General features: G+C 28.2%; 18 protein-coding genes. 6 read left to right on the top strand and 12 right to left on the bottom strand.

The annotated features are described in order from the left end of the window. Positions 1–145: 145 nt before the first annotated feature. The 4 genes from ACTG48_RS09375 to add form a co-directional block, all read right to left on the bottom strand. Positions 146–901 (bottom strand): acyl-CoA dehydratase activase, encoded by a 756-nt coding sequence (locus ACTG48_RS09375; protein ID WP_021384549.1) that lies wholly within the window; start codon positions 899–901, stop codon positions 146–148. A gap of 24 nt (positions 902–925) precedes the next feature. After that, positions 926–2,077 carry a double-cubane-cluster-containing anaerobic reductase gene (locus ACTG48_RS09370; protein WP_021384521.1) on the bottom strand — a complete coding sequence of 384 codons (1,152 nt, stop codon included), beginning with the start codon at positions 2,075–2,077 and terminating at the stop codon, positions 926–928. 207 nt (positions 2,078–2,284) lie between these two features. After that, on the bottom strand, positions 2,285–3,025 hold the full coding sequence (locus ACTG48_RS09365; protein WP_021384533.1) for an EcsC family protein: 741 nt from the start codon (positions 3,023–3,025) through the stop codon (positions 2,285–2,287). 72 nt (positions 3,026–3,097) lie between these two features. Continuing rightward, the gene (gene add, locus ACTG48_RS09360; protein ID WP_479918670.1) at positions 3,098–4,087 is read right to left on the bottom strand and encodes an adenosine deaminase; all 990 of its coding nucleotides are present in this window, start codon (positions 4,085–4,087) and stop codon (positions 3,098–3,100) included. Positions 4,088–4,339: 252 nt separating this feature from the next. On the opposite strand from add, the gene ACTG48_RS09355 reads away from it, so the two are divergent. Together ACTG48_RS09355 and ACTG48_RS09350 are read left to right on the top strand one after the other, a co-directional pair. After that, a complete protein-coding gene (locus ACTG48_RS09355) occupies positions 4,340–5,593 on the top strand; it encodes a sodium/glutamate symporter (protein ID WP_021384560.1) in 1,254 nt (417 codons plus the stop codon). A gap of 97 nt (positions 5,594–5,690) precedes the next feature. Further along, complete coding sequence (locus ACTG48_RS09350) at positions 5,691–5,915, top strand: FeoA family protein (protein ID WP_021384566.1); 225 nt, start codon at positions 5,691–5,693, stop codon at positions 5,913–5,915. Positions 5,916–6,607: 692 nt separating this feature from the next. Here the strand turns inward: ACTG48_RS09350 and grdF are convergent. From grdF to ACTG48_RS09325, 5 genes are all read right to left on the bottom strand, one after another. Beyond that, positions 6,608–7,915, bottom strand: a complete 1,308-nt coding sequence (gene grdF, locus ACTG48_RS09345; RefSeq protein WP_479918669.1) for a sarcosine reductase complex component B subunit beta — start codon at positions 7,913–7,915, stop codon at positions 6,608–6,610. An 85-nt stretch (positions 7,916–8,000) separates the two neighbouring features. Beyond that, a complete protein-coding gene (gene grdG, locus ACTG48_RS09340) occupies positions 8,001–9,287 on the bottom strand; it encodes a sarcosine reductase complex component B subunit alpha (RefSeq protein ID WP_479918668.1) in 1,287 nt (428 codons plus the stop codon). A gap of 280 nt (positions 9,288–9,567) precedes the next feature. Further along, the gene (locus tag ACTG48_RS09335) at positions 9,568–10,890 is read right to left on the bottom strand and encodes a sigma-54-dependent transcriptional regulator (RefSeq protein ID WP_479918667.1); all 1,323 of its coding nucleotides are present in this window, start codon (positions 10,888–10,890) and stop codon (positions 9,568–9,570) included. After that, positions 10,890–12,884, bottom strand: a complete 1,995-nt coding sequence (locus ACTG48_RS09330) for an ATP-binding protein (RefSeq protein ID WP_479918666.1) — start codon at positions 12,882–12,884, stop codon at positions 10,890–10,892. Before ACTG48_RS09330 ends, ACTG48_RS09335 begins: the two co-directional genes overlap by 1 nt. 83 nt (positions 12,885–12,967) lie before the next feature. Then, positions 12,968–14,215 carry a GntP family permease gene (locus ACTG48_RS09325; protein WP_479918665.1) on the bottom strand — a complete coding sequence of 416 codons (1,248 nt, stop codon included), beginning with the start codon at positions 14,213–14,215 and terminating at the stop codon, positions 12,968–12,970. A gap of 231 nt (positions 14,216–14,446) precedes the next feature. On the opposite strand from ACTG48_RS09325, the gene ACTG48_RS09320 reads away from it, so the two are divergent. The 4 genes from ACTG48_RS09320 to ACTG48_RS09305 all read left to right on the top strand — a co-directional run bounded on the left by ACTG48_RS09320 (position 14,447) and on the right by ACTG48_RS09305 (position 17,404). Continuing rightward, positions 14,447–14,992 (top strand): helix-turn-helix domain-containing protein, encoded by a 546-nt coding sequence (locus ACTG48_RS09320; RefSeq protein WP_021384563.1) that lies wholly within the window; start codon positions 14,447–14,449, stop codon positions 14,990–14,992. Between the two features lie 13 nt (positions 14,993–15,005). Continuing rightward, a complete protein-coding gene (locus ACTG48_RS09315) occupies positions 15,006–15,692 on the top strand; it encodes a YjjG family noncanonical pyrimidine nucleotidase (RefSeq protein WP_479918664.1) in 687 nt (228 codons plus the stop codon). A 433-nt stretch (positions 15,693–16,125) separates the two neighbouring features. Next, a complete protein-coding gene (locus ACTG48_RS09310; protein WP_021384511.1) occupies positions 16,126–16,707 on the top strand; it encodes a TetR/AcrR family transcriptional regulator in 582 nt (193 codons plus the stop codon). Between the two features lie 34 nt (positions 16,708–16,741). Next, positions 16,742–17,404, top strand: coding sequence for a nitroreductase family protein (locus tag ACTG48_RS09305; protein WP_021384506.1), 663 nt, complete (start codon positions 16,742–16,744; stop codon positions 17,402–17,404). Positions 17,405–17,714: 310 nt separating this feature from the next. Here ACTG48_RS09305 and ACTG48_RS09300 read toward each other — a convergent pair whose 3' ends face one another. The 3 genes from ACTG48_RS09300 to ACTG48_RS09290 are packed head-to-tail and all read right to left on the bottom strand — an operon-like array spanning position 17,715 to position 19,987. Continuing rightward, positions 17,715–18,335 carry a vitamin B12 dependent methionine synthase activation domain protein gene (locus tag ACTG48_RS09300; RefSeq protein WP_021384540.1) on the bottom strand — a complete coding sequence of 207 codons (621 nt, stop codon included), beginning with the start codon at positions 18,333–18,335 and terminating at the stop codon, positions 17,715–17,717. Then, positions 18,325–19,347 (bottom strand): uroporphyrinogen decarboxylase family protein, encoded by a 1,023-nt coding sequence (locus tag ACTG48_RS09295; RefSeq protein ID WP_479918663.1) that lies wholly within the window; start codon positions 19,345–19,347, stop codon positions 18,325–18,327. The genes ACTG48_RS09300 and ACTG48_RS09295 overlap by 11 nt, the downstream gene beginning before the upstream one ends. Before the next feature lies 1 nt (position 19,348). Next, entirely contained in the window at positions 19,349–19,987 is a 639-nt protein-coding gene (locus tag ACTG48_RS09290; RefSeq protein WP_021384517.1) for a cobalamin B12-binding domain-containing protein, read from the bottom strand. Positions 19,988–20,008 lie beyond the last annotated feature (21 nt).

Raw genomic sequence — 20,008 nt, 5'->3', positions numbered from 1 at the left:
ATGTATGACTAAATATAAATTATTTATAAATATATAATCATTTAAATCAATTATACCAAAGTTCTCCTTTGGAAATAAACAAAATAAAATAAAAAACTGAATTTATACCAAATAAATCCAGTTTTTGTTTTATTTTTAATATATTTTATCTAAATCCTATTACAGCAGCCCCTAAGGCTCCCATTATCTGAGTATCTTCTGCAATAAAAATTTTTTTATCTAATATTTCTTCTATCATTTTTACTAATTCTTTACTCTTTGCAAGTCCTCCAGTAAATGCAACTTCGTCTATTATCTCACCTCTTGCAAGCATTGAAGTAGATTTATTTGCAATAGATTTAAGTATCCCTGCTGCTACCTCTCCAGTAGAAATATTTTGAGCCAAGAGACTTACAATTTCAGACTCAGCAAAAACTGTACACATACTAGATATATTAACTGGATTATGTCCTTGAGCTAATGTATCAATGCTTTCTATATCGCTTCCCAAAAGATTAGAAGTAATTTCTAAGAATCTACCAGTTCCTGCAGCACACTTATCATTCATTATAAAATTAAATACATTTCCATCTCTATCTAAGTTTATAACTTTACTGTCTTGACCACCTACATCTAAAATAGTCCTTATATTCCTATTTAAAAAATAAACACCTCTAGTATGACAAGTTATTTCTGTTACTTTCTTGTCAGCAAAATCCATTACTCCTCTTCCATAACCTGTACCTACTACTTTTTTTATATCTTTTTTATCAATTTCACTACTTAACAACTCATAGACCTGTTTAGATGTACTTTTAGGGCTCCATCCAGTTGGTATAATTATCTTCTTAATAATTTTTTCACCATCGAATAATACACCTTTTGTTGCTACTGACCCTGAGTCCACTCCTATACTAAACATAATTCCTCCTATTTTTATGTATTCCTACAACATCTCTACAAACGCTTCAAATCTAGTTCTCAATTGTTCAGTATCTGATTTGGAATAATCAGTCTCAAGAGACATAAATGGCTTGTTTTTTTCTTTTGTAACGAACTCTTTTATTCTATAACTTTCTATATTAAATGTATGACATGCTTGTAAAACTACGTCTATTACAGCATCTACATTATATTCATCTATTATTCTATCTAATAATTCAATACGATTATCATTATTCATCATACAAGAACATCCTATGTTTATATACTTTTGTGTTAAAGCATCATATACGTCTTCTATTTCTTCATCAACCAATAAATCGTTTGATCTAATAGCTCCACAAAGTTCATACGCTACAACTGAAGCTCCTGCATCTTCTAAAGTCTTAACTATTTTTTCGCTTATTCCACCAATAGGAGAACCTGTTATCAATATTCTTGGTTTGTCTTTTTTAACTGGACATTCTCCTTTTTCATATCTTTCTTTCATATCATCTATAACTTTTCTTAAAGATTGCTTAAGTTCTGTACGGTCAAATTTAAAACCTGCTTGATATAAAACATTATGTAGCTCAAGTCCTGTAAGTGCAGATGGTTGTAATTTACCAAGTGCATAAAATTCTTTTAAAAGTTCTCTTTCTTCATTTTTGTCTTTTATAGCAGCTCTTATATCATCTTCTGTTATAGTCACACCTAAAGATTTCTCAACTTCATCTTTTAATCTTATCATTTCATCCTTCCAAAGCTTATAGGCAAATTCACCTTTTGAGGTATTTGGTAGATGCATTACATAAGTTGGTTTAACTTTTGCAAGTTCTTCATACATCTTTTTCTTACCATCACAAGTAGTTTCTCCTATTAACAAATCAGAAAAATAGAAATATGGACAGGTATCTGTTATTGCATGTCCATAACTTGATTTTATTAAAGGACAAAGATTTCTTGGAAGTACTCTTTCTGCATCTGGTATTGGCTCTTCACTAACTCCACATACACCTACTACAGTTGCTCCAGCTGCCATTGGAATTTCAACTGGAGTGAAGGTACAGAAAACTCCAACCATCTTTTTCCCACTTTCCTTAAGTTCTTTTGCATTTATAAATCCCTTTTGTCTAGCTTCATTAAAGCTATCAAATTGTTTTGGCAAATTTGTCATGAAAATATTCCTCCCAATTACTTTTCTTCATAGTTTAGCTTGTATTTTTAACAGTAAAAACTAAATTTTTCCATTAAAATACAAGTCTCTACATTAGATTCTATCATGCTTTACCTTTTATCCATAATCGTTTTTATCAATGCAAATCCAAGTATATATAGATATATTGTATAATCAATTTTATCTCTTTTTTATCTATTGTTGTACTTATAAATTAAGTTCTCTAATCCTCAATCTATAAGCATATACAGCAGTTTCATGCAATTTATCAATTAATTTGCCATTTACATAAAATCCTACAAATGCTCCTATTCCAGGCATTAGTTGCAAAAACTTAGCTAAATCTAAATAATCTCTGTATTCTTGTTGAAATGTCCTCCAATCAAAATCGTTGATATCTTCTGGTAAACACTTTACATACTCATCCCAGTTACTCATCAATTTAAAAGTTTCATTTATATGTTGTTGGCTAGAGAAAGCCAATTGCAATATGCTTAATATATAAATTCTTTCTCTGTAATCTTTAACATCATATCCATATATTGAAGCAACATCATATAAAAATTTTATTTTAATTCCTAGAAGTAATGGAAAATCAGAAAGACCTAGAAGAATTCCTCCTGCTCCTGTCCCTGCTCCTTCAATCATTGCTGTAGTTTTGTAATTTTTTGCTTTTTCTAAAACTAATTTTTCTCTTTCTTCTAATGACATATTTATGATTGGTGATTTTGTAGCATATTTGTACCCAAACAATACAGTCTTTGTCATTCCCTTTATTGAAGAAGTTATGACTTCATGGTATTTATCTGGCAATACTCCATTAAATTTATTTTGTATACCCTTTGATGCCTTATCGAATATAGAAGGTTTCTTTAATATATTTCTCTTCCATTCTTCAAGTTCTTTTTTAGCTAGTTTAATATAAGAGACATCTTCATAACTTTTCACGTTTTTTCTCCTACTCTAATATATTTTTATTGATTCATTTAAGTAGATTTAAAGTTCAAATAGCTTAATCTATTAAATTAAGCTATTTAAATACTTTTTAGTTTCTTTATCTGCAAAACTGGCTTCTACTGTATTTCTATACATTATTTTATAATCTTCTACTCCTAATTTAAATGTATTAAATATAACATTTAATTCTGAATTTAAACTTATATCTGATACAGTTCTGTTATCGGTGTTTATACTTACATGTAAATTATCTTTATAAAAATCATAAAATGGATGTGTCTCATAAGAATCTACCGTCTTAGTTTGTACATTACTAGTTGGGCATAATTCAAGTAATACTTTTTTATCTTTAACTAAATTATACGCCTTTTTATGCTCATTAATTTTTACACCATGACCAATTCTATCAGCTTTTAAAATATTTATAGCATCTAAAACATTTTCTCCACTTGCAGCTTCTCCTGCATGTACTGTAACTTTATATCCATATTTTCTTGCCAATTTAAAAGCATCCTCATATTCCTTGCAAAAGCCTTCTTTCTCTGGTCCACATAAGTCTACTGCGACAACACCTTTATTTACAAATGATTTTCCTTCTTCAATTACTAATAATGCCTCTTTTGAAGTCATTGTTCTCATGCATCCTAATATTAAATTTCCTTTTATATCATAAATACTTTCAGCTTCTCTAATTCCTTCGATTATACTCTCTATTATGCTTTTAATACTCATGCCTTTTTGTGTGTGAAGTAATGGTGCAAATCTAATTTCAATGTATTTTACATTTTCTTTATCTGCATCTTCCAAAAGTTCAAAAGCAATTCTTTTTAAATTTTCCCTAGATTGCATTACTTTTAAAGGCAAATCAAATTTTTCTAGATATTCATCAAGTGAGGTACAATTAGAAGAAACTTTTGCTAGTTTTTTTATTTCATCAATATTATTTGAAGGTAAATCTATTTTCTCCTTAATAGATATATCAAACATGGTTTCTACTCTGACACTTCCATCTAAATGGCAATGTAAGTCTATCTTAGGTAAATTTTCAAACATTTTATCCTCCTACTATACTTATAAATACTATTCTCAACATATTTTTAAATCTTATTTCTATTATATCAATATACTAAGGTTTTTCATGCTAAAAAAGTTATATCTATTTAAAATATTTTAATTTATGATTATCTAATTATATCTACTGATTTTTTTTAATATACATTTATTAATATACGTTTAATAAAAAAACTAATACATAAGAATTTGAGTTATACAATAAATATTTCAAATTACAAAGGAGGATTTATTTTGCTTACCTTAACTTTTGATATGGTACAAACCCTGACACTATCTATGTTATTTTTTTTAATTGGTAATTTATTAAAGAATAGAATTAACTTTTTAAATAATTTCTGTATACCTGCTCCAGTAATAGGAGGTCTTTTATTTTGTTTTTTAAATTTGTTTCTTAAATATTTTAATATAGCAGATATATCTGTAAGTGGAAATTTAATGCCAAATTTTATAACCTTCTTTTTTACAACAATAGGACTTGAAATAAGCATAAACCTTATAAAAAAAGGTGGTAGTGTATTATTTAGATATTGGATTTTATGTGGAGTGTTAGCATTTTGTCAAAATATCCTAGCTATTACAATATCAAAAATTATAAAACTTGAACCTCTTTTAGGACTTATGTGTGGGAATGTATCTATGGAAGGTGGTCATGGTTATTCTGCCGCATTTGGACTTACAATAGAAAATCTTGGTGTAAATGGAGCAGTTGGAGTTGGTCTGTCTGCTGCAACAATAGGGCTTATTATAGGTGGTATATTAGGATGTCCTGTAGCTAGATTTTTAATAAATAAATATAAATTAAAACCCTCAACAAATATAGATTTATCAAGTTCTAAATACAACAGAAAATTAAATGGACTAGGTAATAAGTTTTTTAGAAGCAAAAATAGAATAAAAAACAATGACTTTTCTCAAACAATAACTCCAACTATATTTTTAGAACAGGTACTTATCATATTTATTTGTATAAATACAGGAGAAATCATAAGTAGAATCTTTTATATAACGTTTAATATTCTTCTACCTTCTGTTGTAACTTGTATGTTCTCAGCCGTTATCTTTAGAAATTTAAACGATAAGATAAATATATTGGAATTAAATTTTAAACTTATAAACTTTCTAAAAGAACTTTCATTGGGAATTTTTTTGACTTTATCTCTTATGAATATAGATTTATTTGAATTATCTACACTATTACCTCCTATTCTCCTAATCGTAACTTGCCAAGTAATTTTTATAATCCTATTTTCAGTATTTATTTGCTTTAGAATTCTTGGAAAAGACTTTGATTCTGCCATCATAATAAGTGGTTTGATTGGACATGGGATAGGAGCTACTCCAAATGCTTTAGCAAATATGAGCTCTTTGACACAAAAATATGGTGATTCTCCAAAAGCATTTTTAGTAGTTCCACTCGTAAGTGGATTTTTGCTAGATGCTATCAGTATCCCCTGCATATTATTTTTCATAAACATACTAAGTTAGTATGTTTATTTTTTTGTTATATATTGACAATTTGCTATTTTTGTTATATATTATAAATATAGAATTTGATAATGATTTTCATTAGGAGGTGTTAATAATGACTGTTTACAATTTGAAACTTGGACAAAAGGGAGTTATAGACAATATAGCTGGTAATGAAAAACTTATGAAGAGACTTCTAGCTTTAGGATTAATAGATGGCACTGAGGTTGAAGTTAAAAAGATAGCTCCTCTTAATGACCCTATAGTGATTAGATTTAGAGGATTTGATTTGGCTATTAGAAAATCCGATGCAAAGAATATAAATTTAAAAAACAATTAATATATAAGAATAAAAAAGAGATTTTAAAATCTCTTTTTTTATGTGTATAGATAATCTTAAATTGATACTACATCAGTATAAAAATTATTAATACAGACTTATAAATAATACTCTTATAAAACTACATATAAATATCCATAGATATGTTAATTACAAATAAATATATCTATGGATATTATTCCTTAATAGTACAAAATAAAAACTATTTTTATAAGTAAACTATATTGACTAACTCACGACTAAAGTCACAAGTGTGCGTAGCTATTTTTTAATCAAAAATATCTATATTATATGATAGATTATTCTACTTCATATATGATTGTATATTTTCTTTTAGATGATTTAGCATATATAATTCATCATCACAAATTGCAATTGAAATCAATATATACACCTTCTTTCTTGTTATTATTCTAATTATTATATAAAGTTAATTTTTTCTATTCAATTAATCTGTTCTAATATGTTGAATAGATGTTCCGAAATGTAATAACCTCACTTTTCATAGTATATCTAATTTAAATTTGTGTATCAAGATTATAGTAAATTAATTTATCATTTTATAAATTTAATTTAAGCAGTACAAATAATTTTTACTATTTTCAATTTGTATAATAAAAAAGATATCATAAAATAATTTCAAAAACTATTTTATGATATCTTTTTAATCTAAGTGTTGTGTTATATTTTTATTATTCAAATACTGTTTGAGTTTCTATATCCTCTTTTAGGGCATTTAGAGCTTTTAAAACTATATTCTTTCTAATCTTTTTACTTTCTTCTTCTCCTAAATTAGGATTTCCAAGTGGGTATGGTATTCCTACTGCTGGAACAATTCTGTTAGCTCCTATTGTAAGTGATATTGGTACAACAGTACAAATATGAACAACTGCTATACCAGCTCTTTCTATCTCTTTTACCATCGTTGCTCCACAACGAGTACAAGTGCCTCATGTAGATGTTAAAATTACAGCATCAACATTATCTTCCAATAATTTCTTAGAAAGTGATTCCCCAAATCTTTTAGAATTTCCAACACTTGTTCCTGTTCCTGTGGTAGTGATAAAATAATTTGCTAATTCTCCAATTACACCTTCTTTTTCAAACTCCCTAACTACATCTAATGGCACAACCAAATTAGAATTTTCAAGAACATATGCTCTATCATAACCTCCATGTATAGTTGTAAATTCTTTATTTGACATAGAACTCATATCTGTTAAATCATAAATTCCATACTTAGTAGCACTTGAAGACTCAATTTTATCTGGATTATCAGTTGGAACTATCCCTCCAGAAGTTACTAGTGCAAGTTTTATTTTAGATAAATCCTTAATAGGTTTCATAGGTGTAACTCTGTCAAATTCGGGCATCGGATACTCAGTCTCAAAATTTTCTCCTTGCATCTTCTTAACCAACATATCAATGGCTCTTTCAGAACCTCTGAGTTCGTGGAAGAAATTTTTTCTTATTCCTCTCATTATATATCCTTCTTCTTCAGGAGGTCCTATTTCTTCTCCTCTAACCAATTTAAGACCTAGCTTTGTCATTATTGGAACTACCTTTCTAAGACTAGCTGCCGAATTTCCTGTAGATATTATGTGTAAATCTAACTTAAACATATCTACACCAGGATTTTCTTTATACATTCCTGTAATTACTGGAATATTTAACTCCTCTTCAACTGCTTTGCAAATAGCGCCACAAGCTACTCCATATCTACCTGCATTAAATGCAGGTCCTGCAATGAATAAATCTGGTTTTTCGTCTTTTATCATTTTTAAAAGTTCTTGAGTTGCACTTTCAATATTTTCACCAAAATAAGTATCTCCACAAATTACAGTTGAAATTATCTCTGCATCATCGTCAAATTTACTTTGAAATGCCATTCCAGGTCCTACTACTCCATCCCTTTTCTCTGGCGGAATATCTGCTTTTTCTTCTCCTCCTATACCAGCAAAGAAATTATTTATATAATGAACCACTCTGATTTTACTCATCTCTTAACCCTCCAAATCACTTTATAGTTATTACATTAATTAGACCAATGATTACTCTAACAAAACTCTATATTCAACCATTTATTTAATAATATCTTGCTGTCAGATGATTATAACCATTTGCTATAGTTGAAGCTATTATTATTTGTAACTCTGCATCCATGCTTCCATCATCATTTAAGCATCCTTTATACCCGCCAATCATCATTTCAACATATTCTAAAGTTCCTATAATTTTCTCCATTGCTGGAAAATGGACCACTAAGTTTCCTTGACCACAAGAAACAACTGCATCTGCTTCTTTGGTAGCATCTGCTATAGACTGACTCTTTCCATCTTTTCCAGGGAATTCATCTGTTATCAAAACCACATTTGCTCCAACTTCACTACACTTTCTACAGTTCATCATTAAGTCAGTATCTGGATTTCCATAACCTTCTTCTGTAACTAGTACTCCATCAACACCCAAAAACTCTATTAATTTTGCTACCATATCAGAACTTCTCTCTTTATCAACTAAGAATACGTTTTCATTGGTCAAAATAACACCTACAAAATTTAAATCTTTTCCATGTCTTTTATATAAATCATGTATAACTGGATTATTTAAATGATGGAATGTGGTAACCTTATCACATGGTGCTACACAGTTTCCAGATATTATAGCTCCATCCATTATTTCAGTTGGATACATAAAAGTAGGAACTATTTGTTTAGCATCTACTCCATAATAATAGGTATCGTGTAAAAGCCCTTGTGATTGCAACATATGAACATATGCTACTGTTGGTAGATTTGGATATTCTTTTACTTGTTTTAATAATGGTTTTGTCTCATATACAATTATTTCATCTGGCTCAACTTCTCTTCCTGCTTCACCTATATATGCGCCTATTTTCAATCCAGCAATTCTAGCTGCTTCTTCATAATCATGAGTACCTATACCATCTTTTGCCTTTATAACAATACATACATTATTTGTTTTTGAAAAAGGTGTATATTTAGCAGTAGGCCCACTCATATCAATTACACCTTCTTGAAAGCCAACTATATTTCCACAAGTTACAACACAGGCTCCTAAAAGTACATGCGTTCTTCCACTCCCTACAGTTTTTACTTTGTTTATAATTCCAGGAAATATTTTACTGTCATCTCCAATTTTAACTCTAGGTTCTATCACATCTTTAACTGGAGCTATTCTTACTGACTCATCAGGTCTTGCAAGTTCAACATTTACACTTACAATCCTTTCATCTTCTAAGGCTATCTTTTCTATTTCTTTACTATTCACATATAGTACTCCATTTTTTACTTCTGTCTTTTCTCCAAATTCAACATTTTTTATAAATATATTCCCTAGCTCTAGCTTCATATGAAAATCCCCCTTAATATATTTAATCGCAATTAAAAGTATTTATTATTATGTTTATTCATATATAAAGCATTTTCTATGCCAATTATTTAAAATCTATATTATATATATTGATGTCATAGATATTTTCATTTCTAATCTTTATAAGTATTGAATTTAGCAATAATTATTGTAAATCTTAATTTTAAAAATTATAATAAAAAAAGATAAACAGATTTTTCTGCTTATCTTTTAATAAAGTTTGAGAAATTTTTTTCTCACTTAATGAGAAGTTTTTTTCTCACTTGATATTATATTCTGATATTTTATTAGTTAATTGTCTTCTGCTAATCTCCAATTTTTTAGCTGTGTTTGAAACATTATTTCCACATAAAGATAAAACCTTTTCAATATACTCACACTCAAATTCTTTTCTTATCTCCCTTAGAGGCCTAATACTTATTTTATCATCTATATGCACATTATTTGATATTAAATTTAAATTATCTTTTGATAAATTACCTTCTTCACTTAAAACTACAAGCCTATTTATTATATTTTTTAATTCTCTTATATTTCCTGGATAATTATAATTTAATAAAAAATCCATTACTTCCTTATCAACTGAACATACCTTTTTATCATGTTCAATTTGGTACTTATTTAAGAAAAATTCTATAAGTGTATTTAAATCTTCTCTTCTACTTCTTAACGGTGGTATAGTTATTGTTATTGTACTTATCCTATAAAAAAAATCTTCTCTTATACTTCCATTTGATATTTCTACTTTTGGTTCCTTATTCATTGCACAAATTAACCTAAAATCAACTTTAATTGATTTATTACTTCCTATTCTTTCTATAGATTTATCTTCCAGTGTTCTTAGTAATTTTACTTGAACATTTAAAGGTATATCTCCTATTTCGTCCAAAAATAAAGTTCCTTTATTCGAAAGTTCAAATCTACCTTTTCTACTATCCACTGCTCCTGTAAAAGAACCTTTTTCATGACCAAACAACTCAGACTCCAATAAATTTTCTGAAAAAGCACAACAATTTACAGGCACAAATATCTGATTTCGTCTTGGACTTATACTATGTATATACCTAGCTAGTATATCTTTGCCTACACCAGACTCCCCCAAAATTAATATATTAACATCTTTACAAGCAGCTTTTTCTGCTATTTTTATGACATCATTAAAATTTCTATTTTTGGATTCTAAAGTAAACTCTAAATTATTCTTTTGTGTAGAAAATGACATTTTCACTACTTTTACCTTTTCAATTTCTTCTAATAAATTTTCAATAGGATTACTCTTTATAAAATAAGATAGAGCACCTCTTTTCATAGCATCAACTGCATTTTCAATACTTCCATATCCTGTAACTAATATAACTTCTATACTTTTATTAATAGATTTAATTCTATCTAATAGCTGTACTCCATCCATATTTTTCATCATAACATCAGATAAAACCAAGTCATAATTATTATCTTTTTTAATGATATTTATAGCTTCTTCCCCACTTAGTGCTATATCTACAAGATATCCATTCTTTTGTAGAATTTTTTTCATTACCGTTCCATACTCTAACTCGTCATCAACTACTAGTATTTTCATTATATAGTCACCTCTTTATTTAGTGGAATCCTTATATGAAAACAAGTTCCAATACCCAATTTACTTTTTACACTTATATCTCCATTATTCTTTTTAATCTCATTATAAGTAATATATAGGCCTAAACCAGTCCCTTCACCTATTGGCTTTGTAGTATAGAAAGGATTAAATATATCCTTCAAAGCATTTTCTTTTATTCCCTCACCATTATCTTTAAAATCTATAAACAAGTAACCGTTTTCTACATAACAGTCTATAATAATCTTCCCACTTTCATGTATTGCATCTACTGCATTAGAAATCAAATTTATAAATACATGTTTCAATGATTCTCCATTTATATAGCATACTAAATTCTTATCACACTCTATTTTTACTTCAATATTCTTTAACTGTAAGATTTTATATTGAAGATTGACTATATTTTCAATAAAACTTCTTATATTTATATTTTCTAGATTATCGTCTGATATCCTTGCAAAATTTAACAAGTTTGTTATTATATTACTTGCTCTATCTACATTGCTTTCTATAGATTTTACACAGTCATTTACTTCCTCCATTGTAACATTATCTTTTAAAAGATAACAATTGTTTCTTATTATTCCTAAAGGATTTCTTATCTCATGTGCTACACCAGAAGCTAGCTGCCCTATAGATATCATTTTATTTTCTCTAAGTAATTTTGCATCTACTATTTTATCATTCGTTATATCTTTAATGAGAACCACTATGTACTCAATATTATTTTTTTTATATTCTACAGGAAAAGTATTTATCTTTAAAATCTTATTATGTAATTCAATTTCATTTGTTTTATGTGCATTGTCAGAAAATGTATTTTCAATAATTCCCTTTATCATGTTAATTAAATCTTCTCTTTTATAACTTATTTCGTCTACAAAATCATATAGAACTTTATTGGACTCTACTATGTTGTAATTTTCATCTATAAGCATTATTATATCTGTAATACTATTAAATGTAGCTTCTAAAGTTTTTTTATTTTCCAGTACTTCTTCTGTTTTTCTTTTTATTTCTATCTTTAATAAATATGTATAGCTATAAAATATATAAATTGATATTAAGATTATACCTATAAAAAGATAAATACTTGGTACAATTCCTCTCTCATACAATACATCATCAACATCATTATATGCAGGATACCATTTTTTCTTTAAGTCTTTATATACACCATTTTTTTGAAGTTTAAAAATTCCTTTATTTAAAATACTGACCAATTCTTCATATTGTTTAGGTACAGCAAGAACAGCCTTTTTAGTATAAATAGGACTAGTTAAAATATTGTATTTATTTGAAAGTCCATAATTGCTTATATAATATTGTAATACTGGCTCATCACCTACAACTGCGTCTACCCTTCCTGACATTAAATGATTAACCCCAGTCTTTATATCTGGAGTTAATACTATATTTATGTTTCCAACTTTTTGCTTTAAAAAATTTATAGAATAGTCACCTTCTGGTATTGCTATTGTCTTTCCCTTTAAATCCATGTAACTATTTATATTTTGAGATTTCTTATCTTTTAATATATTTGCACTCAAAGTATATATTGGGTCAGTAAATATAAATTTCTTTTCCCTTTCCTTTGATGGAATTAAATCAAAGAATTTGATACTATCATCTACCGAATTTACGAAAGATTCTTTCCACCAAGTATTTGGCTTAAAATAAAAGTCTCTACCAATTTGAATTGACAGAGAATTCATTAAGTCAACAATAATTCCCTTATATTGTCCATCTTCATTACCTTTATACCTCAAAGGAGGAGAACTTTGGTCAGAGCTATACATCAAATTCTCATGTCCTTCTAACCATTCTTTTTCTTCTTTTGTAAATGGCAGTGATTTTTTAATATATTCAAACACATCTAGATTATATTCCGTATTTACATACATATTTGTAAGTGAAAATACCACTAAAAAAGAATAAATAATACCCATAATAACTATCTTTTTTTTATTCACTTTAAAACTCCAATCTTCTTTTTTATTATTAAATTCAATATTTAATAACAAAATCCTACTTTTTCATTAAATATTTGTATTTATTATAGGATTAATTGAATAGCTGTTGAAACTATAGTCATTACTATTCCTATTAATGCTTCATATGGAATTAATTTAAATCTTTCTCCTATATCCATATTTATACTTCCTGCACTAGTATGGAATAATGAACCATGTGGCAATTGCTCAAATACACTAGAACCTGCATTTACAATTGATGCACCTGAAATAGGCGATAAACCACCATTTATTATAGCATCAGAAAAAGTTGATGATGCTATAGTAGCTCCAGCTGTTGATGATGCTGTTGCTAATGACATAAGTATACCTGAAATTGGTGCTAATAAAAATTGTGGCATATTTAAAAATTGTAGTATACTTATCGTACTCTGTTGCAATTCAGACACCTGTATAATTCCTGCAATAGTTCCTGTTCCAAGTAATAATATACAAACTCCTTGCATCTTAGATAATCCAAAAGCTAAATACTCTCTTGAATTGTTCAAATTTCCTGTAACAATTAAAGTTACTATTCCCCCTATTGGAAGAGCTATCATAGGGTCTATGACTATTGGAGATATATTTCCCAAAAACAATAAGAAGATTGCCACAATTGGACCACATAATGTTTTAAATAAACTTGGCAAATCCTCTCTTTGCTCCAAGATTTCATATGATTCTATTTTATTACCTTTATTTGTTAACATACTTGCCAAGATAACTGTAATCACAACTCCAACAATTGCTGGAATTATATTTGCAATCATAACACTAGATAAATTGACAGAAAAATTTCCTGCCACTGCTATAGTATTGGGGTTTGGTGATATTATATTACCTGCTTTTCCTCCTCCTAACATTGCTAAGAGTATTGATAGTTTAGAATAATTTAATTTTCTACCTATATATAAGCCTATAGGTGCTACTGTTATTATAGATACATCTAAATTCACTCCTACTCCAGCAAGTACCATAGTTGAAGCAGCAATTGAAAGCAAAGCTCTCCTTTCACCTAATATTTTCACAATCTGTTCTGATATCCTATCTACTGCCCCTGTTTTTATTAGACTTCCAGCTAATACACCTGATGCTAAAGCTCTAAGAATTGATGGTGAGATATTCATAGCTCCAGTTGCCATAAAATCTACAGTTTGTGTTATGTTTGCTCCTCCAACTATTCCTCCAATAAATGCACCTAACATTAAACTATAAACAGCTTGAAATTTTTTTATAATTAAAATAATTGCTACTAATAAGCCAAATATAGCTCCAAAAGTTGTTATTTGCATAATACTCCCTCCTATCATAAGTTAATTATTTTTTACTTAATTTAATTTTATTTAAATATATTTTAAGTATTCTGTATCCTATTGTCAATTATATTTTAATTTATTCAATTAGATTGAACATTATTTTTTCAAAAATCCATTCAATATGTTATAATAATTTCATACTGTATAATCTTTTATTTGATTATTTTAGGGTAATATTTTTTAAAATGAAAAAGAAGGGATATTTATATGAATGATTTAAATTTAGGAGAAAAAATAGCTGAAGTTCGAAAAAAACAAAATTTAAGTATTCGAGATTTAGCAAAACTAGCTGATGTTACACCATCATTATTAAGCCAAATAGAAAGAGGCCTTGCTAATCCATCTGTAAATTCATTAAAGTCTATAGCCTCTTCTCTAAATGTTCCTCTATTTACATTTTTTGTATCTGAGGTAGACAAAAAAAGCTTAATAGTAAGACATGATAGTAGAAAAAAAGTTATTTTACCTGGAAGCAATGATGTTGTATATGAAGTTTTAATTCCAGACTCTAGTAGTAATTTAGAGTTTGCAATTATGGATTTAGCTCCAAATACTTCTTCTTGTGTAGATAGAATTACTCACAATGGAGATGAGATTGCATATGTTTTAGAAGGAGAAGTCAAACTTTTTATGGATGATGATGAATTTACTCTATTTAAAGGCGATAGTGTTAAAGTTCCTTTAGGAACGAAACACAAATGGCAAAATAATTCAGATAGTGAAAGCAAAGTAATTTTTGCAGTTATCTTATAAAGGAATAAAACTTATGAAAACATATAAATTTATATTTTTTGATGCAGATGATACTTTATTTGATTTTAAGAAGAGTGAATCACATGCTTTTAAAAGGCTTCTATCTAAGTTTGGTTTGAGACTTGATTATGAGAAATGCATAAAAATATATAGAAATATAAGTGATAAACTTTGGCTTGACCTTGAAAAAAATATTGTAACTTTAGATGAACTTAAATTACTTCGATTTAAACTTTTTGCAGATGAAATGAAATTAGATACTGACCCTAAAATTCTTAGTAAAATGTACTTAAGTTTTTTAGGTGAATGTACATTCTTAATTCCAGGTGCAGTCGATATGTTATCATATCTCAAGAAAAAGTACACAATAATTATAATAACAAATGGAATATCTGAAGTTCAAAACAGAAGACTTAAGAACTCAGAAATAAAAGAATATATTGATGGAATTGTTGTGTCTGAAGAATTAAAAATATCAAAACCAAATCCTGAAATATTTAAATATGCTCTTAAAAAATTTGATTGTGATGATAAATCTTCTGTGTTAATGATTGGTGATAGTTTGACATCGGATATTTTAGGAGGAATAAATTCAGGAATAGATACTTGTTGGCTAAATTCCAATAACAGTATAAATAATACTAGCTATGCACCAACTTATGAAATAAGTAGTCTGCTTGAATTGAAAGAAATTATTTAGTCTGTAAATCGCTACATATTAAGTAGAATATTATTATTTTGTAATAATTTTTTGTTATATAAATTTTGATTATATTTCACAAGTTAGAAAATGTCAGTATATCCTGTGTTTATAGGCTCTACTGACATTTTCTATATCAACTTATATTCTTATTCTTCTTTAACTATAAATAACATTTTAAAATGTTCAAACCCCTCTGCCTACATGATTAAATACTCTATCTAAAGCATCCTTAGTTCTCTGTTTTTAATTACTTGTGTATTATTTATTCAAAAATACATATGACTAGATAAAAAAATAATAACAATATGATAAGTCAATTTACAATTTTAGGTGACTTAATAAATCTTCATCTCAATATTGACACATGTTAATATAGGTGCTATGCTATAAATATGTTAACATGTGTTAATATTTAATAAGGAGGCTCATATTGAAAAAGAAACCATACCATCACGGCAACCTGCATACAGAATTGATTGAAGGTGGGTTAGCTCTCATTCATGAAGAAGGCAAGGGAAATTTTTCGTTGCGAAAGCTGGCAAAAAGAGTAGGTGTATCACCTACTGCCTGTTATAATCATTTTACTACAGCAGAACAGCTACTGTCAGAAATGAAGAATTATGTTACGAAAAAATTTTGTGAAGCATTAACTGAAAATCTGAATACTTCTAAAGATTATCTATCTCTAAGCTTAGGAAAATCATATGTGAACTTCTTTGCAGAAAATCCACACTATTTCACTTTTATCTATGATAATGATGATTATAACATACGATTGACAGAAGATTCATTTGAAGGAGATTTTCAACCTTTTCTTATTTTTAAAGAAATAGCAACACAATGTATGGAGCATATCCAAGTACCAAAAGAAAATATTCATAATAATTTAATCGTCATGTGGGCAACAGCACATGGACTTGCTGCTATGGCCAACATGAAAGGCTTTCACTATGAAGGCGATTGGGGAGCATTGACTGAAACACTTCTAGAAACAAAAATAGATTTATTTTAGAATGAATACTCTAAATTGGAAAGGAAAAAATAAAATGACTATTTATGAGGCTATGATAAACCGCCATTCTGTTAGAAACTATCAGGATAAAAAAATAGAAAATAATAAGATTCAAACATTGACAGAAGAAATCACTCTCTGCAATAAGGAAGGTTCTTTAGATATACAACTCATTACAGATGATGAAAATGTATTCAAAGGTCTGATGGCACACTATGGAGGCTTTCGCAATGTTAAAAATTACATTGCACTAGTGGGACCAACTGGAGATAAGCTTGATGAAAAACTAGGTTATTATGGTGAACGTATCGCTTTAAAAGCACAACAACTGGGATTAAATACGTGCTGGGTTGCAGTAACATATAAAAAAAGAAAGTGTAAGGCTATTATTAAAGATAATCAAACATTGGTATGTGTACTGGCAATTGGATATGGAGTTACACAAGGTACAGCACATAAATCTAAACCTATGTCTCAAGTGTGTAATGTTAGTACGGATATGCCTGCTTGGTTTGAAAAAGGTATGGAAGCCGTATTACTTGCACCTACTGCAATGAATAAACAGAATTTTATGATAACATTAGAAAGCGAAAAACCTAGATTCGAAGTAAAGGAAAGTAAGTATAGCAATATAGACCTAGGAATCATTAAATATCATTTTGAATTGGGAGCTGATATCACTTTAGAAAAATGGTAATAAATCTTATATTTATTTAGTAAAGGCTTACAAAAAGAGCTGTTTACATTTGATAGCATATAAAATAGCTCTTTTTTAGTATCTGAGGTATAAAAATAGCCATCCACTTCTGAACGGCTAAAAATCGACTATGGAACATCTTTTTTGAATATCTTTTTTATGGCATTTTGTAATCTATATACTTTATTCAATTTTTACGTTTCAGTACTGATATGATGCAATGTATTTTTGCTATGTTTTTCAGCTTACAAATGTAACTAAAAAAATCATTGCTATTCATACATAAAACAAGTTTCAATCTTGAAGATATCTAAAAGCATTTTTGAGGACATTTACTACATCTTGATTCGAGATTTTCTTCATCTCCCATTAAAATAAGCATTGCAACACTCTTTATAGGTGATAGTTGATGATAATTATTGATTTCTATTTCTACATTATTATATTTATTTTTTATATAGTTATAAATATCTCTTTGTTTCTCAACCTCAAAATCTTTATCTCCTGGATATATCTCATATGATATATTGAGATTACTATATTCTTTTTTTAAGTATCTTTTTATTTTTTCATTAATACAATCTAAGCATACTACACCTATTTTATCCAAGGCTAACCCTGCCATCATATTGCAATTTTTCATATAGTCATTCATCTTGATGTCAATCTTATCTCCTATTGTGTACAGTATAGCAAATGCTTTTTTACACTTTTTAGGCATTCTATTAATGTCAACTTCACTTATATATATCTTAATATCTAAATTATCATTTATATTTTTTATTTCTCTCTCAACAATTTCACTAATCGTATCTGGAGCTTTCCTATTTCCATACCCTAAAAACTTTAACACAATATTTTTATCTATAAAAATATCTTCTAAATTTAGATATTCTAAAAAAGATTTATTTTCATTATTATTATAATTCATTAATATCAATCCTATCTAATTCTTTATAACTAATTCTTCCTGCCTTTATAGCTGCTTGTAAATTTTCTACTGGAGTGGTATTTAAACAGTTACATCCAAAGTTACATAAGAAATTGTCATAACCTCTCATCTTCTTTAACAACTTTAGTGTCTCTCTCCTAATTTTATCTGGATTAGAGCGTCCAAGAAGTTTTATTGGGTCTAAGTTACCAATCAATACTATATCTCTAGGAATCATTGGAGCAATTTCTTCATAGTCTAAAATTTGGTCTAAACTCACTGCATCTATATTACAATTTAACATATTGTCTAATAATTCTCTAGTATCTCCACATATATGCATACCTTTCCAACAATCAAGTTCATCATAGATTTTATTTAAATTTTTTACTATATACTCATCAAATCTATCTTTGCTTAAGGTCACTGATGTTGGTTCTGCTATTGAAATATATTTGGCTCCTGCTTTATTTGCAGCCACAGCATATCTTCTTACCAATTCAGTTGTAAATTCCAATAACTCTTCCACAAATTTTTTATCAGTTATTATACATCTCAAAAGTTGTGTAGCTCCAGCTAATTGACCTGCAAGTGTAAACGGACCTTGTATAGCCTCATATAATGGTTTTTTTATACTTTTTGATATAAGTGACAAACTTTCTATATTAAGTGGCATACGTCCACTCGTATAAGGGTCTGGAACTTCTAGCTTTCTTAATTTTTCCCTATCAGTTATAGTATGTGTTAATACACTTGGAAAATCATAATCTGGTCTTAGTGTCTCTAGACCTAAAGTCTCACAAAATGTAATACCATCACAGAATGAATATATAAAATCTGATTCAAAATACTTGTCCATAGTCTTTGCTAATTCTAGTTGTATATCTACACTATCATATACTTCATAGGCCTTTTTATTTATTAGAAATAATCCATTTGTCCCCATATCAGGAAGAAAAAAACCTCTATCTTCACTGTTTATATATTGAAGTAAAGTCATGTCTGAAAACATCTTAAACTTCACCTCCTATAAGTTTGTTTATTAATTTGACTGCTTTTGGAGCATTTGAGCTATATCCATCTGCTCCGATTTCTTCTGCAAACTCCATACTTACAGGACCTCCACCAATTATTACTTTAGGTTTTTTATCCATCTTAATCCTATTAAGCTCATTTATGACTGACTTCATGTTCTCCATGGTAGTTGTCATCATTGAAGATAAGCCTATTATATCCACATTGTTTTTTATAGCTTCCTCTATTATATCTTCACTTTTTCTATTTACACCTAAATCAATAACCTTGTATCCAGTAGCTTCTACCATTACTTTTACAATGTTTTTTCCTATCTCATGGGTATCTCCTTCTACTACAGACATCAGAATTACTCCCTTTGATTTTTTCTTTACTTTTCCAGTTCCTTTCAAAAGATTAATTCCTTTATTTAATGCATCTGTACATACTATAACTTCTGAAAGATAGTATTCTTTGTTCTCAAATTTATCTAAAGCTCCTATCATACCTTTATTTAAGCCATATTCATAAATATCTTCTACATTAATGTTTTTATCTATTGCAATTTTAACTAGATTTTCTATATTGTCTACACCCATATTTAATATACATTCTGCTATATCATCAAGTATGTCCATATAATAATTTCATCCCTTCTA

The organism is Clostridioides sp. LIBA-6822 (assembly GCF_056688955.1).
This window is presented reverse-complemented; position numbering and strand designations above follow the sequence as displayed.

Coding starts and splice junctions, on each gene's coding strand:
- ACTG48_RS09375 (WP_021384549.1), bottom strand. CDS start 901: ATGTTTAGTATAGGAGTGGACTCAGGGTCAGTAGCAACAAAAGGTGTA.
- ACTG48_RS09370 (WP_021384521.1), bottom strand. CDS start 2,077: ATGACAAATTTGCCAAAACAATTTGATAGCTTTAATGAAGCTAGACAA.
- add (WP_479918670.1), bottom strand. CDS start 4,087: ATGTTTGAAAATTTACCTAAGATAGACTTACATTGCCATTTAGATGGA.
- ACTG48_RS09350 (WP_021384566.1), top strand. CDS start 5,691: ATGACTGTTTACAATTTGAAACTTGGACAAAAGGGAGTTATAGACAAT.
- grdG (WP_479918668.1), bottom strand. CDS start 9,287: ATGAAGCTAGAGCTAGGGAATATATTTATAAAAAATGTTGAATTTGGA.
- ACTG48_RS09335 (WP_479918667.1), bottom strand. CDS start 10,890: ATGAAAATACTAGTAGTTGATGACGAGTTAGAGTATGGAACGGTAATG.
- ACTG48_RS09325 (WP_479918665.1), bottom strand. CDS start 14,215: ATGCAAATAACAACTTTTGGAGCTATATTTGGCTTATTAGTAGCAATT.
- ACTG48_RS09320 (WP_021384563.1), top strand. CDS start 14,447: ATGAATGATTTAAATTTAGGAGAAAAAATAGCTGAAGTTCGAAAAAAA.
- ACTG48_RS09315 (WP_479918664.1), top strand. CDS start 15,006: ATGAAAACATATAAATTTATATTTTTTGATGCAGATGATACTTTATTT.
- ACTG48_RS09305 (WP_021384506.1), top strand. CDS start 16,742: ATGACTATTTATGAGGCTATGATAAACCGCCATTCTGTTAGAAACTAT.
- ACTG48_RS09300 (WP_021384540.1), bottom strand. CDS start 18,335: ATGAATTATAATAATAATGAAAATAAATCTTTTTTAGAATATCTAAAT.
- ACTG48_RS09295 (WP_479918663.1), bottom strand. CDS start 19,347: ATGTTTTCAGACATGACTTTACTTCAATATATAAACAGTGAAGATAGA.
- ACTG48_RS09290 (WP_021384517.1), bottom strand. CDS start 19,987: ATGGACATACTTGATGATATAGCAGAATGTATATTAAATATGGGTGTA.